Origin of the sequence: Collimonas fungivorans, assembly GCF_028292705.1 — a bacterium.
In the GTDB taxonomy this organism is placed as follows: Bacteria; Pseudomonadota; Gammaproteobacteria; order Burkholderiales; family Burkholderiaceae_D; genus Collimonas; species Collimonas fungivorans_B.
Map to the genome: position 1 here is coordinate 1 of NZ_JAQGLV010000169.1, position 13,969 is coordinate 13,969.

The 13,969-nt window shown below is 60.5% G+C and carries 12 protein-coding genes; 8 read left to right on the top strand and 4 right to left on the bottom strand.

What is annotated here, in order from left to right; genetic code table 11:
- Positions 1-57: 57 nt before the first annotated feature.
- The 3 genes from JWQ61_RS09260 (at position 58) to JWQ61_RS09270 (ending at position 3,722) form a co-directional block, all read left to right on the top strand.
- Positions 58-1,449: a phosphomannomutase/phosphoglucomutase gene (locus JWQ61_RS09260; protein ID WP_304360270.1), complete on the top strand. Its 1,392-nt coding sequence runs from the start codon at positions 58-60 to the stop codon at positions 1,447-1,449.
- Between the two features lie 8 nt (positions 1,450-1,457).
- The gene (locus tag JWQ61_RS09265) at positions 1,458-2,495 is read left to right on the top strand and encodes an acyltransferase family protein (protein WP_304360271.1); all 1,038 of its coding nucleotides are present in this window, start codon (positions 1,458-1,460) and stop codon (positions 2,493-2,495) included.
- Between the two features lie 81 nt (positions 2,496-2,576).
- Positions 2,577-3,722: a PA0069 family radical SAM protein gene (locus JWQ61_RS09270; protein ID WP_304360272.1), complete on the top strand. Its 1,146-nt coding sequence runs from the start codon at positions 2,577-2,579 to the stop codon at positions 3,720-3,722.
- 25 nt (positions 3,723-3,747) lie between these two features.
- Here JWQ61_RS09270 and JWQ61_RS09275 read toward each other — a convergent pair whose 3' ends face one another.
- Both JWQ61_RS09275 and trxB read right to left on the bottom strand, forming a co-directional pair.
- Positions 3,748-4,398: a Smr/MutS family protein gene (locus JWQ61_RS09275; RefSeq protein WP_304360273.1), complete on the bottom strand. Its 651-nt coding sequence runs from the start codon at positions 4,396-4,398 to the stop codon at positions 3,748-3,750.
- A gap of 79 nt (positions 4,399-4,477) precedes the next feature.
- The gene (trxB, locus tag JWQ61_RS09280; protein WP_304360274.1) at positions 4,478-5,434 is read right to left on the bottom strand and encodes a thioredoxin-disulfide reductase; all 957 of its coding nucleotides are present in this window, start codon (positions 5,432-5,434) and stop codon (positions 4,478-4,480) included.
- 380 nt (positions 5,435-5,814) lie between these two features.
- Here trxB and JWQ61_RS09285 point away from each other — a divergent pair, with 380 nt between their 5' ends.
- On the top strand, positions 5,815-8,160 hold the full coding sequence (locus tag JWQ61_RS09285; protein WP_304360275.1) for a DNA translocase FtsK: 2,346 nt from the start codon (positions 5,815-5,817) through the stop codon (positions 8,158-8,160).
- 45 nt (positions 8,161-8,205) lie between these two features.
- Positions 8,206-8,853 carry an outer membrane lipoprotein chaperone LolA gene (gene lolA, locus JWQ61_RS09290; protein WP_304360281.1) on the top strand — a complete coding sequence of 216 codons (648 nt, stop codon included), beginning with the start codon at positions 8,206-8,208 and terminating at the stop codon, positions 8,851-8,853.
- A 15-nt stretch (positions 8,854-8,868) separates the two neighbouring features.
- Here the strand turns inward: lolA and fdxA are convergent, their stop codons facing one another.
- Entirely contained in the window at positions 8,869-9,201 is a 333-nt protein-coding gene (fdxA, locus tag JWQ61_RS09295) for a ferredoxin FdxA (RefSeq protein WP_304360276.1), read from the bottom strand.
- A 159-nt stretch (positions 9,202-9,360) separates the two neighbouring features.
- On the opposite strand from fdxA, the gene JWQ61_RS09300 reads away from it, so the two are divergent.
- Positions 9,361-10,671 carry a replication-associated recombination protein A gene (locus JWQ61_RS09300; protein ID WP_304360277.1) on the top strand — a complete coding sequence of 437 codons (1,311 nt, stop codon included), beginning with the start codon at positions 9,361-9,363 and terminating at the stop codon, positions 10,669-10,671.
- Between the two features lie 16 nt (positions 10,672-10,687).
- Here the strand turns inward: JWQ61_RS09300 and JWQ61_RS09305 are convergent, their stop codons facing one another.
- Positions 10,688-11,401, bottom strand: a complete 714-nt coding sequence (locus tag JWQ61_RS09305; RefSeq protein ID WP_304360278.1) for a GntR family transcriptional regulator — start codon at positions 11,399-11,401, stop codon at positions 10,688-10,690.
- A 488-nt stretch (positions 11,402-11,889) separates the two neighbouring features.
- On the opposite strand from JWQ61_RS09305, the gene JWQ61_RS09310 reads away from it, so the two are divergent.
- Positions 11,890-13,353, top strand: a complete 1,464-nt coding sequence (locus JWQ61_RS09310) for an NCS1 family nucleobase:cation symporter-1 (RefSeq protein ID WP_304360279.1) — start codon at positions 11,890-11,892, stop codon at positions 13,351-13,353.
- A 2-nt stretch (positions 13,354-13,355) separates the two neighbouring features.
- Positions 13,356-13,969, top strand: a 614-nt coding sequence (locus tag JWQ61_RS09315; RefSeq protein WP_304360280.1) for an aspartate/glutamate racemase family protein, incomplete at its 3' end; no start/stop codon positions are given.

The window sequence follows — 13,969 nt, forward strand, 5'->3', positions numbered from 1 at the left end:
CGTGCGTTTCGAAGACATCTATAAACGCTGCTAAGGCAGCCAACCTGGTACAACACTATGCTCCCGATTCAAAATTCCATATTCAAGGCTTACGACATTCGCGGAATCGTCGGTAAAACCCTAGACGTCGGCATCGCGCGCCAGATCGGGCAGGCCTTCGGTACTGCAGCCCGGACGAAGGGTGAAAAAACGGTCATTATCGGTCGCGACGGCCGCCTGTCCGGACCTGAACTTGCCACCGCCCTGGCGGCCGGCTTGCGGGACGCCGGTGTGGATGTAATCGATCTGGGCGTGGTGGTGACGCCGATGGTGTATTTTGCGACCCATGTGCTGGGCGCACAGTCCGGCATCATGGTTACCGGCAGTCATAATCCGCCCGACTACAACGGCTTCAAGATGGTGCTGGCGGGCGAGGCGATATACGGCGACGCCATCCAGCAGCTGTACCAGGCCATCGAAGACGGCAGCGTCGAGGCAACCATATCTGTGCCAAGCGGCAGCTACCGGCGGCACGACATCAAGCAGGCTTATCTGCAGCGCATCGTCAGCGACACCAAGCTGGCGCGGCCGATGAAGATCGTGGTCGATTGCGGCAACGGCGTCGCCGGCGCCTTTGCCGGCGAGCTGTACCGTGCGCTTGGCTGCGAGGTGCAGGAACTGTTCTGCGAAGTGGACGGCACTTTCCCCAACCACCATCCCGATCCGGCGCATCCGGAAAACTTGCAGGATGTGATCCGCGCCCTGCAAAATTCCGATGCCGAAATCGGCCTGGCCTTCGACGGCGACGGCGACCGCCTCGGCGTGGTGACCAAGGATGGCCAGATTATCTATCCAGACCGGCAGCTGATGCTGTTTGCCGCAGATGTGCTGACGCGCCATCCGGGCCGCGAGATCCTGTACGACGTCAAATGCACACGCCACCTGGCACCGTGGATCACCGAACACGGCGGCAAGCCGCTGATGTGGAAGACCGGCCACTCGCTGGTCAAGGCCAAGATGCGTGAAACCGGCGCGCCGCTGGGCGGCGAAATGAGCGGCCATGTGTTCTTCAAGGACCGCTGGTACGGTTTCGATGACGGCCTGTACGCCGGCGTGCGCCTGCTGGAACTGCTGAGCCGCGAAAACGATCCGTCGGCGGTGCTGAATGCCTTGCCGCAATCGTCCAGTACGCCTGAGCTGCAGCTGAAACTGGAAGAAGGGGAGAATTTCAGCCTGATCGAAAAACTGCAAGGCGAGGCGAAATTTCCCGGGGCCGACGACATCATCAAGATTGATGGCTTGCGCGTCGAATATCCAGATGGCTTCGGCCTGGCGCGCTCATCCAACACCACCCCGGTCATCGTGATGCGCTTCGAAGCCGAGTCGCCCTCGGCGCTGCTGCGCATACAGGCGGAATTCAAGCGGGTGATCCTGGCCGCCAAGCCTGATGCGGCATTGCCTTTCCCGTAGTTTTCCAGATGAGTTTTTTTCCATCGCTCCAACGTTCATCGCTCAACCCTAGCGCAGCCGCTCGCTACGTGTTCATCGACAATGCCAAGGCCATCGGCATTGTCCTGATCGTTATCGGCCACAGCAAAGGCTTGTCGGACTATATGGTGCGCCTGCTGTTCAGCTTCCACGTGCCGCTGTTTTTCTTCATTTCCGGATTCTTGCTCAAGCCAGGCAAATTGGACGAATCCGTGTACGGCAATGCAAAAAAAATATTGCGCACCCTGGCCTGGCCGTATTTCCTTTTTTTTTGCTTCGCTTACCTGTATTGGCTGGCTACCCGCAACATCGGAGCGAAGGCGGCATTGTCTGTCGGACGCCTGTGGTACGACCCCGTCGCCGGCTTGCTGACAGGCCTGGAGCCAGACCTGTATATCAATCCGCCGCTCTGGTTCTTTCCTTGCCTGGTAGCGACGGTGATCCTGTACCAGGCAGCGCGCAAGCTGTTGAACCTGACCGCCGCCACGTGCTGGTTTGTGATTCTCGGATTTGCCGTCACGCTGGCCGTCAGCCGTCCGCCTTACAGGCTGCTGCTTGGCCTGGATACGATGTGGCCAGCGCTGTCGTTTTATGCCATCGGGCAGTATGTCCGCGAACGCGCCTGGTTTGACAACATGCGCGCTGGCCATCTGCTCCTGGCGGGCTTGATTGCTTGTGCGCTGCTGGTCGGCGTCGGGCAATTGAACGACAGGGTGGATCTGGCCACCATGTATTTCGGCGCGCAACCGTTGCTTTACCTGCCGGTTTCCCTGTTCGGGATCGCCGCCGTTTTATGTGTTTCTAAATTATTCCCGGCATCAGGGATAGCCGCCTGGCTTTCAGAAAATACCCTGGTGATTTTCCCGGCGCATTTCGTTTTCCTTGGCCTGGTGCGCGGCGCGGCTCTTTCCCTGCGCATCATCGATAACAACTACCGCTACGGGATGGGCTGGAGCGTCGCCAGCAGCGCTTTGGCGCTCCTGCTTTGTGTTCCCGTGGTTTATGTCTGGCGTCGTTTGCCGAAATAGCATGGCGCATGTGAACTGCCGTTGCAAAAGGCAGGATTTGCGCTAATATACTGTATATATGTACAGTATATTGGTGCCGAGATGTCAGATTATCAAAAAAAGCCTTTTCCCCAGGTAATCCAGTTCCAGCCTCCCGGCGTGGCGCGCAAGGGCCGCGGCGCGACCAGCAACATGCAAGGCCGCTTTGAAGTTGCGCAGCGCGAGGAGTTCGACGACGGCTGGGCGGCGGAAGATGAATTGCAGGAGCCGGCCGCGCTGCGCACCATCGTCACCGAAGAACAGGCAAAGAGCATCCTCAGCCGCAACGCCTCGCCGGACCTGCCGTTCAATGTCTCGCTGAATCCCTACCGCGGCTGCGAGCACGGCTGCATCTACTGTTTCGCGCGGCCGACCCATAGCTACCTGGGGCTGTCGCCCGGGCTGGATTTCGAGAGCCGGATTTTTGCCAAGGTGAACGCGCCGGAATTGCTGCTGCGCGAGCTGGCGCGGCCGTCTTATGTCGCCGAATCGATCGCGCTGGGCATCAACACCGATGCCTACCAGCCTTGCGAGCGCGGATTGTTGCTGACGCGGCGCATCTTGCAGGTGCTGCACGATTGCGAACATCCGCTGGCCCTGATCACCAAATCGTCGCTGATCGAGCGCGATATCGACTTGCTGGCCGCCATGGCGGCCAAGCGGCAGGCGGTGGCGGCGGTCACCATCGCTACGCTGGACGCGTCCATTGCCCGCACGCTGGAGCCGCGTGCGGCGACGCCCGCGCGGCGTCTGCGCACCATCCGCACGCTGGCGGAGGCCGGCATCCCGGTCAGTGTCAGCGTGGCGCCCATGATTCCGTTCATCACCGAACCGGATATGGAACGCGTGATGGAGGCGGCCGCCGAGGCTGGCGCGGTGCGCGCCGGTTATACCGTATTGCGTCTGCCGTGGGAGGTGAATCCCTTGTTCAAGAACTGGCTCCAGGCGCATTTTCCGGAGCGCGCCAACCGCGTGATGAACCGCATCCGCGAGATGCGCGGCGGCGCCGACTATGACGCTGATTTTGCCACCCGCATGCGCGGCGAGGGCGTGTGGGCCGATCTGTTGCGGCAGCGTTTTGAAAAGGCCGTAGTCAGGTTCGGCCTGACGCACGGCGGTTCGTTCGGCACGCTGGATACGAGCCGTTTCCGGCGGCCATACGTGCCGCCGGAAAAAGACCGCTTGTCAGGTCAGATGGGTTTGTTTTAGCGAGGGAAGGGACTCGGCTCGACGGTCATGCGGCAGTCTGGCCTTTCAGCAGCACCAGCAGGGCGCCGGAACCGCCTTCGGCAGCGGTGGCCTGGCAGAAGGCCAGTACTTCTTCCTTCTGCACCAGCCAGTTGCGGACCTTGGATTTCAGCACCGGCTCCTTGTTGATGGAACCCAGTCCCTTGCCGTGGATGATGCGCACGCAGCGCCAGCCGCGCTTGGCCGCCAGGCGCAGGAATTCGGCCAGGGCTTCGCGCGCTTCTTCGCGCCGCAGGCCATGCAGGTCGAGCTGCTGCTGGATGGTCCAGTGGCCGCGCCGCAGCTTGCGCATGACGTCGGGGCCGATGCCGTTGCGGGCGAAGCTGAGCGTTTCATCGGTGTCGAGCAGGGTTTCGATGTTGAAATCGTCCGACAGCGATGCTTCCAGCGCGGCTTGTTCGTCGGCGAGGTGCTGGCGCGCGATCGGCAGCGGGCGCGGGATGTCCGGCGTGAATTTGGACGGAACCGCCAGCGGCTTGACGTTGCCGATGCTGCTGCGGAAGATGTCGGCGTCGCGTCGTGCTTCCTGCTCGCGGCGTTTGGTTTCGGCCGCGGCGGCCTGGCGTGCTTCATCCTGCGCCTTGATTTCCTTGCGCAGCGATTTGAGGGCGCTGAAGTCTTTGATCGGGCCGGCCATGATGTGCGTGTTTGGTTATGGAGGGCGGCGGTCCTGAAGGCCGCGACGATAACGCTGTCGCGGCCTTCAGGACAGGGTCTCAGTCTTCCAGGAAGCGCTGTGCATCCAGCGCCGCCATGCAGCCGGTGCCGGCGCTGGTGATGGCCTGGCGATAGATGTGGTCCTGGACGTCGCCGGCAGCGAACACGCCCGGCACGCTGGTGGCGGTGGCCATGCCTTCCAGGCCGGTCCTAGTCTTGATGTAGCCGTTGTGCATTTCCAGCTGGCCGTCGAAAATGCCGGTGTTCGGCTTGTGGCCGATGGCGATGAAGACGCCGTGCAGCGTGATCGGCGTGACGCTGCCGTCGGCCACCGACTTGATGTTGATGCCGGTGACGCCGCTGGCGTCGCCGGTGACTTCATCCAGCGTGTGGTTGTACTTGATGACGATCTTGCCTTCCGCCACCTTGGCGTTGAGGCGGTCCACCAGGATCGGTTCGGCGCGGAACTTGTCGCGGCGGTGGATCAAGGTGACCTTGCTGGCGATGTTCGACAGATACAGCGCTTCTTCCACCGCGGTATTGCCGCCGCCGACCACGGCGACTTCCTGGCCGCGGTAGAAGAAACCGTCGCAAGTGGCGCAGGCCGAGACGCCTTTGCCCATGAACGCTTCTTCCGACGGCAGGCCGAGGTACTGGGCCGAGGCGCCGGTGGCGATGATCAGGGCGTCGCAGGTGTACTCGCCGGAGTCGCCGATCAGGCGAAATGGTTTTTCCGACAACTTGGTGGTGTGGATATGGTCGAAAATGATCTCTGTGTTGAATTCTTCTGCGTGTTTGAGCAGGCGCTGCATCAATTCCGGACCTTGCACGCCGTGCGGGTCGCCGGGCCAGTTCTCGACGTCGGTGGTAGTCATCAGCTGGCCGCCTTGCTCGACGCCGGTGATCAGGACCGGCTTCAGGTTGGCGCGGGCGGCATAGACAGCGGCGCTGTAACCGGCAGGCCCGGAACCGAGGATCAGGACATGGGCGTGCTTGGAGGGTTTGGTAGTGGTCATCGTGTGCCTCAGGTAACAGATATCAAAAACAGTTGTCGGACAGGGTTGCCGCCAGCGCAAACTTGCGGCGAATGATGCTGTCCCCAGCTGATCAGATGATGAATGCGGATTTATGGCCGCTGGTGGCGGATAAATATTGTCAAGATCATCAAATTGCGCTCAAAAACTCGGTAAGATTATAGTCGAGCCGACGCTTTCAAGTGTGCGGCGCATCAAAAATCCTCGTTCGCCAAGCTTGGTTTTTTGCTCATGTTTCAAATGGAAACCAAATGGAAATATCAAACACTGGTTATATATATAGGTATTAGGTGCATAATTTCAACTTGCGAATGCATTCCGCGCACCTGTAAAGTGATAACGAAGTAACACCAACCGGATTTATGACTAGAACAAGCCAAGCCTATACCCGCAACACCAAGCCGCAAGAGGCGCAGCCTTTGCCGAGCCGCCTGGTCCGGCTGCTGTATGAAGCGCGCTGGATCATCTATGCGGTCATCACCGCCTACCTGATCATCATTTTCGCCAGTTATTCGAAATCCGATCCGGGCTGGTCGCACGCCAATGTGGTGCCGCACCTGCATAACTGGGGCGGGCGCATCGGCGCCTGGCTGTCCGACCTGATGCTGTTCGTGTTCGGCGCCTCGGCATGGTGGTGGTGCGCGTTGCTGCTGCGCACCTTGTGGCAGGGCTACCGGCGCATTTCCCAGCGTTTCCTGGTGGAAAAGACGGGCGAGCCCGAGCATCACCAGGAAGGCTTGATCCGCGGCGCCGGCTTCGCCTTGATCCTGGTCGGCAGCATGGGCATCGAATACACCCGCATGTCGTCGCTGCATATGCAGTTGCCGCGCGCGCCCGGCGGCGTGCTGGGGCAGCTGATCGGCAGCGGCGCGCAAACCGCGCTCGGTTTTACCGGCTCCACCTTGTTCCTGCTATTGTTGTTCGCACTTGGCATCAGCCTGTTTTTCCATGTGTCGTGGCTGACCGTGGCCGAGCGCATCGGCGCCGGCATCGAGAACGGGCTGCTGTGGCTGAAGAATTTTTATGTCGCGCGCGAAGACCGCAAAGTAGGTCAGGTCGCCGCCGTCAAGCGTGAAGAAGTAGTGGTGCAGGAACGCGCCAAGATCGTGGTGGCGTCGCCGATCCGGATCGAGCCGCAGGTGGTTGCCGTGCCGAAATCGGAGCGGGTGGAAAAAGAGCGGCAAACCGCCTTGTTCACGGATTTGCCGGACACCAACCTGCCGCCATTGTCGCTGCTGGACGAAGCGCCGCCGCAGCAGCAGACCGTGAGCGTCGAGACGCTGGAATTCACCAGCCGCCTGATCGAGAAAAAACTGTCCGATTTCGGCGTGCAGGTGAAGGTGGTGGCCGCTTATCCCGGCCCGGTGATTACCCGCTACGAAATCGAACCGGCGACCGGCGTCAAGGGCAGCCAGATCGTCGGCCTGGCGCGCGACCTGGCGCGTTCGCTGTCGCTGACTTCGATCCGCGTGGTGGAAGTGATCCCCGGCAAAATGTTCATGGGCCTGGAATTGCCCAACCCTAAACGGCAGATTGTGCGCCTGACCGAGATCCTTGGCTCCAAGGTCTACAACGACGGCGTCTCCAGCCTCACCATCGCGCTCGGCAAGGATATCGCCGGCCATCCGGTGGTGGCGGACCTGGCCAAGATGCCGCACTTGCTGGTGGCCGGCACTACCGGCTCGGGTAAATCGGTGGGCATCAACGCCACCATCCTGTCCCTGCTTTATAAATCCGATCCGAACCAGGTGCGCCTGATCCTGATCGACCCGAAAATGCTGGAGCTGTCGATCTACGAAGGCATCCCGCACCTGCTGGCGCCAGTGGTGACCGACATGCGCCAGGCCGGCCATGCGCTGAACTGGGCGGTCAACGAGATGGAGCGCCGCTACAAGCTGATGTCGAAGATGGGTGTGCGCAACCTGACCGGCTACAACCAGAAGATCACCGACACCGACAAGCGCGAAGAAAAAATCCCGAATCCGTTCAGCCTGACGCCGGATGCGCCCGAACCGCTGGAAAAACTGCCGACCATCGTTGTCATCATCGACGAGCTGGCCGACCTGATGATGGTGGTCGGCAAGAAGGTGGAAGAGCTGATCGCGCGTATCGCGCAAAAGGCGCGCGCCGCCGGCATCCACTTGATTCTGGCGACGCAGCGCCCATCTGTAGACGTGATCACCGGCCTGATCAAGGCCAATGTGCCGACCCGGATCGCGTTCCAGGTCAGCAGCAAGATCGATTCGCGCACGATTCTCGACCAGATGGGGGCGGAAGCGCTGCTCGGCATGGGCGACATGCTGTACATGCCGCCCGGCACCGGCTTGCCGATCCGGGTCCATGGCGCGTTCGTTTCGGATGAGGAAGTGCATCGGGTGGTCGACTACCTGAAGGAACAGGGCGAGCCGAACTACATCGAAGGGATACTGGAAGGCGGCGTGCTGGAAGACGGCGCCGACGGCCCGCTCGGCGGCGGCGCGGGGACTGGCGGCACCGAAGGCGACGAATTGTACGACCAGGCGGTGGCGGTGGTGCTGAAGAACCGGCGCGCCTCGATTTCGCTGGTGCAGCGCCATCTGCGCATCGGCTACAACCGCGCGGCGCGCTTGCTGGAGCAGATGGAAACAAGCGGACTGGTCTCAACCATGCAATCCAACGGCAACCGGGAAATCCTGGTGCCGGCGGGGAATAGCAACACGGAGCAATAAAATATGCAAAAGAAAATCATCGCCAGCATGGCCGGCAAGAGCAACATGTTCGCCAAGTTCAAATCGGGCCGCCTGATCGTCGGCCTGTCGCTGAGCATGGCGCTGCTGCCGTCGCTGGCCCATGCCAGCGCGCTGGAGCAGTTCAAGTCGTTCGTCAGCAGCACGCAGTCGGCCAAGGGTGAATTCTCGCAGCAGCTGGTGAAAATCGACGCAGGCAAGGCGCCCAAGGTCACCAGCACTTCCAGCGGCATTTTCATCTTCGCCCGGCCCGGCAAGTTCATCTGGACTTATCAGAAGCCGTACGAACAGGTGCTGCAAGCCGACGGCGACAAGCTGTACATCTACGACAAGGACCTGAACCAGGTCACCACCAAGAGCCTGGGCAATGCGCTGGGCTCTTCACCGGCGGCGATCCTGTTCGGCAGCAACGACCTGGAAAAGAATTTTGTCCTGAAAGAAGGCCAGGCCAAGGATGGCATGGAGTGGCTGGAAGCGACGCCGAAAGCCAAGGACACCACCTTCGACCATATCGGCATCGGCCTCAAGGACGGTGTGCCGCAGGCGATGGAGCTGCGTGATTCGTTTGGCCAGGTGTCGCTGCTGACCTTCAAGAATTTCGTCAAGAATCCGCCGCTGTCGACCGGGCAGTTCCAGTTTGTCGTGCCCAAGGGCGCGGATGTGCTCAATCAATAGCGAGAGGTTGAGCGGCTAGGCCTGTTCCAGGAACTCCAGCTTGTTGGCGACCTCGCGCCAGGCTTCGTGGTCAGGCAACGGTGCTTGTGAGCGGGTGATCGGTTTCCAGTCCGGATGGGCGGCAAGACGGGCGTTGATTTCGGCGAAATGGCGCTGTTCGTCGGGCAAGTCGGTCTGGTTGTAGATCGCGCCGACCGGGCATTCAGGCACGCACATCGAACAGTCTATGCAGTCCTCGGGGACGATCACCAGGAAATTCGGCCCTTGCCGGAAGCAATCCATAGGGCAGACCTCGACGCAGTCGGTGTATTTGCAGCGGATGCAGGAATCGGTGACGACAAAGGGCATGGCGAGGCGGAGAGCTGGTCAAAATCGACAGGGATTCTCTCACAATCGCCATCTTCGCGCATCGGGCCGTAGCCGGCAGGTTTTCGGGGCGGCCGCTGTTGCATTGCAGATGCTGCATTACATTTGATTTTTCAAACAAAGACCATTTTTCACCGAACCATGTCCGATCTCTTCAAAGTAGAACCCACACCGCCACTGGCTGAAGCCCTGCGTCCGGCGACCCTGGACGAAGTGATCGGGCAGAGCCACCTGCTGGGGCCGGGCAAGCCGCTGCGGCTGGCGTTTGAATCCGGCAAGCCGCATTCCATGATCCTGTGGGGACCGCCCGGTGTCGGCAAGACCACGCTGGCGCGGCTGACCGCGAATGCCTTCGACTGTGAATTTATCCCGCTGTCGGCGGTGTTTTCGGGTGTCAAGGATATCCGTGCGGCGATGGAGCAGGCGCAGCAGAACCTGGCGCAAGGCAAGCATACGATCCTGTTCGTCGACGAAATCCATCGCTTCAACAAGTCCCAGCAAGACGCCTTGCTGCCGTATGCCGAATCCGGCCTGGTGACCTTCATCGGCGCCACTACCGAAAATCCCTCGTTTGAAGTCAACTCGGCTTTGCTGTCGCGGGCGCAGGTGTATGTGCTGCAGGCGCTGACCGAGGATGAACTGAAGCTGCTGCTGGCGCGCGCGCAGGAGCGGGTATTGTCGCACCTGCAGTTTGACGATGCCGCGGTCGATACCCTGATCGGTTATGCCGACGGCGATGCACGCAGGCTGCTCAACCTGCTGGAGCAGAGCGGCAGCGCCATCAAGGCTTCCGGCGTGACCCAGGTCACCAGCGAGTTCCTGCAAAATGCGCTGACCCTGAATGCGCGCCGCTTCGACAAGGGCGGCGATAATTTCTACGACCAGATTTCAGCCTTGCACAAATCGGTGCGCGGCTCCAGCCCGGACGGCGCGCTGTACTGGCTGTGCCGCATGCTGGACGGCGGCGCCGATCCCAAATACCTGTCGCGCCGGATCGTGCGCATGGCCTGGGAAGATATCGGCCTGGCCGACCCGCGCGCAATGCAGATTGCCAACGACGCCGCGGCGACCTATGAACGGCTGGGTTCGCCGGAAGGCGAGCTGGCGCTGGGGCAGGCAGTCATCTACCTGGCGATCGCGGCCAAGAGCAATGCCGGCTACAACGCCTTCAACCAGGCCATGGCGTTTGTCCGCAAGGACAAATCGCGGGAAGTGCCGGTACACCTGAGAAATGCGCCGACCAAGCTGATGAAGGAACTCGGCTACGGCCACGAGTATCGTTATGCGCACGACGAGCCGCATGCCTATGCGGCCGGCGAGACCTATCTGCCGGACGGCATACACGATCCTGGCTGGTACCAGCCAGTGCCGCGCGGGGTGGAGTCCAAGATCGCCGAGAAAATGCAGTTCCTGAAAAGCCTGGACGACCAGGCCAACACCGGCAAAGACTAAGGCCGGGAACGAAACGTCAGGCCGCGCGCACCGGCGAAAACAGCGTGGCGAAATCGACTTCCTTGGGCTGGCTGGTTTCGGTCAGCAGTTCGGTGGCGTATTCGCCCAGATGATGTTCCATCAGCCTGGCGGCGCGTTCCGCATCCCCTTGTTCGATCGCATCCAGAATGCCGCCGTGTTCGTCGGCCGAGCAGCTGTTGCGCTTCGGCGTTTCATACAAACCTATCAGCAGGGAAGTGCGGGCGATCAGGGTGCGCAGGTAGGCGCTCACGATGTTGTTCTGGTTGGCTTCGCTGAGCTTGATATGGAATTCGCCCGACAGGCGTATCCATTCTCCCCAGTTGCCTTGTTCGCGCAACGCATGCTCGCGTTTCACCAGCGCCCGCAATTCCGGCAACACCTTGCGTTTGCCGGCCAGGCTCTTGACCGAGCCGCCTTCGAGGATGACGCGCGCCTCGAATACTTCGCGCGCTTCCTTCACGTCATGCATGGCGATCACCGCGCCGCGGTTCGGCTGCAGGTCGATCACGCGCTCATGCGCCAGTTTCACAAAAACCCGCCTTAAGGTGCCGCGCGTGACGCCGAATGCTTCGCACAGCGGCGCTTCGACCAGGCGTGTTCCCGGCGGCAGCTGGTGGTCGAGGATGGCGTCGATGATGGCGAGGTGGATGCGAGCATCGATTTCATCGTTGCTCAATTCGGCTTGCTCGTCTCTGGGAACTGCGCTCATGCCGCGGCCTCCGGTTCGGTTCCAGGCGTATTCAATATCGACATTGTGCACAATTTATACATGAATCGCAGCATTTTTCCATTGACATGGCAACAGTATAAGTCCGAAGCCTGCAGCTTGCACGGCTAGCTTGGCTTTCGCGCATCCAGCCCCTGAAAATTTGCATCATTGCGAGGCAGGTGCACAATAATGGCTGGTTTTGCACCAGTTTGTGCAGTTTTCCAGCCGCCGGAACCTTGCTGCCACCGCCCGTTCCACGGTCGGAAAAATCCCTTTTTTCACAGCCATCCCATTCTTGGCCACTCGGCTGCTACGATGCTTGGCACGATTCTGGCTTACAGGATGCTCATGATTGTGCGCAATCATATATCTGATTGTCGATGATTTATCGAATTTCATCGTCGACCAGCTTTGCCAATCAAAACCAGGCCCTGGCGATTCAATTCTTGCCTGGCCTGATTTGTTAACGCTCTGGATTAGGAGTCACGATGGAACAGCACAATGCGATTATCAAGCCCTCGTACGACGACCGGCTGACCAACGACGACCTGGCGCCGCTGAAAAAACAGACCTGGGGCAGCTACAATATTTTTGCGTTCTGGATGTCCGATGTGCATAGCGTAGGCGGCTACGTGACCGCCGGCAGCCTGTTTGCGCTCGGGCTGAGCAGCTGGCAGGTGCTGGTGGCGCTGCTGGCCGGCATCATGATCGTGCAATTCTTCGCCAACCTGGTGGCCAAGCCCAGCCAGGTCACCAGCGCCCCTTATCCAGTCATCTGCCGCACTACCTTCGGCGTGCTGGGCGCGAACATCCCGGCGATTATCCGCGGACTGATTGCGGTGGCCTGGTACGGCATCCAGACCTACCTGGCGTCCGGCGCCTTCCTGCTGATCGTGCTCAAGTTTTTCCCGCAGCTGGCGATTTACGCCGACCTCAAGCAATACGGTTTCGCCGGCTTGTCTTATCTCGGCTGGCTGGGTTTCATGGTGATGTGGGTATTGCAGGCGATCGTGTTCTGGACCGGCATGGACGCCATCCGCCGGTTCATCGATTGGGCCGGGCCGGCGGTGTACGTGGTGATGTTCCTGCTGGCCGCCTGGCTGATCAGCAAGGCCGGCTGGAGCAATATCGACCTGAACCTGGGCGGCATCAAATACAGCGGCGCGGCGGCAATCCCGATCATGATCAATGCTACCGCGCTGGTGGTGTCTTATTTCTCGGGGCCGATGCTCAACTTCGGCGATTTTTCGCGCTACGGCAAGGATTATCAATCGGTAAAGCGGGGAAATTTCTGGGGCCTGCCGGTCAATTTCCTCGGCTTCTCGTTGCTGACGGTTGTCTGCATCGCCGCCACCTTGCCGCTGTACGGCAAGCTGATTACCGATCCGGTGGAGATGGTGAGCCATATCGACAATACCTTTGCGGTGGTGCTGGGCGGCCTGACTTTCATGATCGCCACGGTCGGCATCAACATCGTCGCCAACTTCGTTTCGCCGGCTTTCGATTTTTCCAATGTGGCGCCGAAGCTGATCAGCTGGCGCATGGGCGGCATGATTGCCGCGGTCGCTTCGATTTTCATCACGCCCTGGAACCTGTTCAACAATCCGCACGTGATCCATTACACGCTCGACATCCTGGGTTCCTTCATCGGCCCCTTGTTCGGCATCCTGATTGCCGATTTCTACCTGGTGAAAAAACAGCAAGTGATCGTCGACGACCTGTACACCATGAATCCGAAGGGCGCTTACTGGTACAGCAATGGCTATAACTCCAAGGCCATCATCGCGCTGATTCCGTCGGCTGCGATTCCGGTGCTGTGCGTATTGCTGCCGTCGCTTGGCAGCCTGGCCAATTTCACCTGGTTCATCGGCATGGCCTGCGGCCTGGCGATTTACTGGACCATCAGCGATAAGCAGATAGTACCGAAGGCGGCAGGAGCAGCGAGCGCCTGATCTTGAAAATCAAAATCATCAATCCCAATACGACCTGGAGCATGACCGAGAAAATCGGCCAGTGTGCACGCCGGGTCGCCGCCATCGGCACCGAGGTGGTCGCGGTCAGCCCGGACATGGGGCCGGCGTCGATTGAAAGCCACTACGACGAAGCGCTGAGCGTGCCGGGCATCCTCGATGAAATCAGGAAGGGCGAGGCGGCCGGCGTCGATGCCTACGTGATCGCCTGTTTCGGCGATCCCGGCCTGTACGCGGCACGCGAAGCCGCGCGCGGTCCGGTGATCGGCATCGCCGAAGCGGCCATGCATGCCGCCAGCCTGATCGGCGGCAGTTTCAGCGTGGTCACCACGCTGGAGCGGACCTGCGGCATTGCCTGGCACCTGGCAGAGAGATACGGCATGCAGCGTTTTTGCCGCAAGGTACGCGCTTGCGAACTGAATGTGCTGGACCTGGAGCGGCCGGGCTCGGACGCGTACCGCATCATCCTGGCCGAATGCCGGCAGGCGATGGAGCAGGACAGGGTCGACAGCATTGTGCTCGGCTGCGCCGGCATGAGCGATCTCTGCAAGGCGATTGCAGAAGAGCTTGGCATCGCCGTGATCGACGGCGTGACAGT

What these genes read in the sequence shown, in the direction of transcription:
- JWQ61_RS09275 (WP_304360273.1), bottom strand. Translation starts at nt 4,398, where the DNA reads ATGGCCGGCCCGATCAAAGACTTCAGCGCCCTCAAATCGCTGCGCAAG.
- JWQ61_RS09285 (WP_304360275.1), top strand. Translation starts at nt 5,815, where the DNA reads ATGACTAGAACAAGCCAAGCCTATACCCGCAACACCAAGCCGCAAGAG.
- JWQ61_RS09270 (WP_304360272.1), top strand. Translation starts at nt 2,577, where the DNA reads ATGTCAGATTATCAAAAAAAGCCTTTTCCCCAGGTAATCCAGTTCCAG.
- JWQ61_RS09310 (WP_304360279.1), top strand. Translation starts at nt 11,890, where the DNA reads ATGGAACAGCACAATGCGATTATCAAGCCCTCGTACGACGACCGGCTG.
- JWQ61_RS09300 (WP_304360277.1), top strand. Translation starts at nt 9,361, where the DNA reads ATGTCCGATCTCTTCAAAGTAGAACCCACACCGCCACTGGCTGAAGCC.
- JWQ61_RS09260 (WP_304360270.1), top strand. Translation starts at nt 58, where the DNA reads ATGCTCCCGATTCAAAATTCCATATTCAAGGCTTACGACATTCGCGGA.
- JWQ61_RS09305 (WP_304360278.1), bottom strand. Translation starts at nt 11,401, where the DNA reads ATGAGCGCAGTTCCCAGAGACGAGCAAGCCGAATTGAGCAACGATGAA.
- fdxA (WP_304360276.1), bottom strand. Translation starts at nt 9,201, where the DNA reads ATGCCCTTTGTCGTCACCGATTCCTGCATCCGCTGCAAATACACCGAC.
- JWQ61_RS09265 (WP_304360271.1), top strand. Translation starts at nt 1,458, where the DNA reads ATGAGTTTTTTTCCATCGCTCCAACGTTCATCGCTCAACCCTAGCGCA.
- lolA (WP_304360281.1), top strand. Translation starts at nt 8,206, where the DNA reads ATGTTCGCCAAGTTCAAATCGGGCCGCCTGATCGTCGGCCTGTCGCTG.
- trxB (WP_304360274.1), bottom strand. Translation starts at nt 5,434, where the DNA reads ATGACCACTACCAAACCCTCCAAGCACGCCCATGTCCTGATCCTCGGT.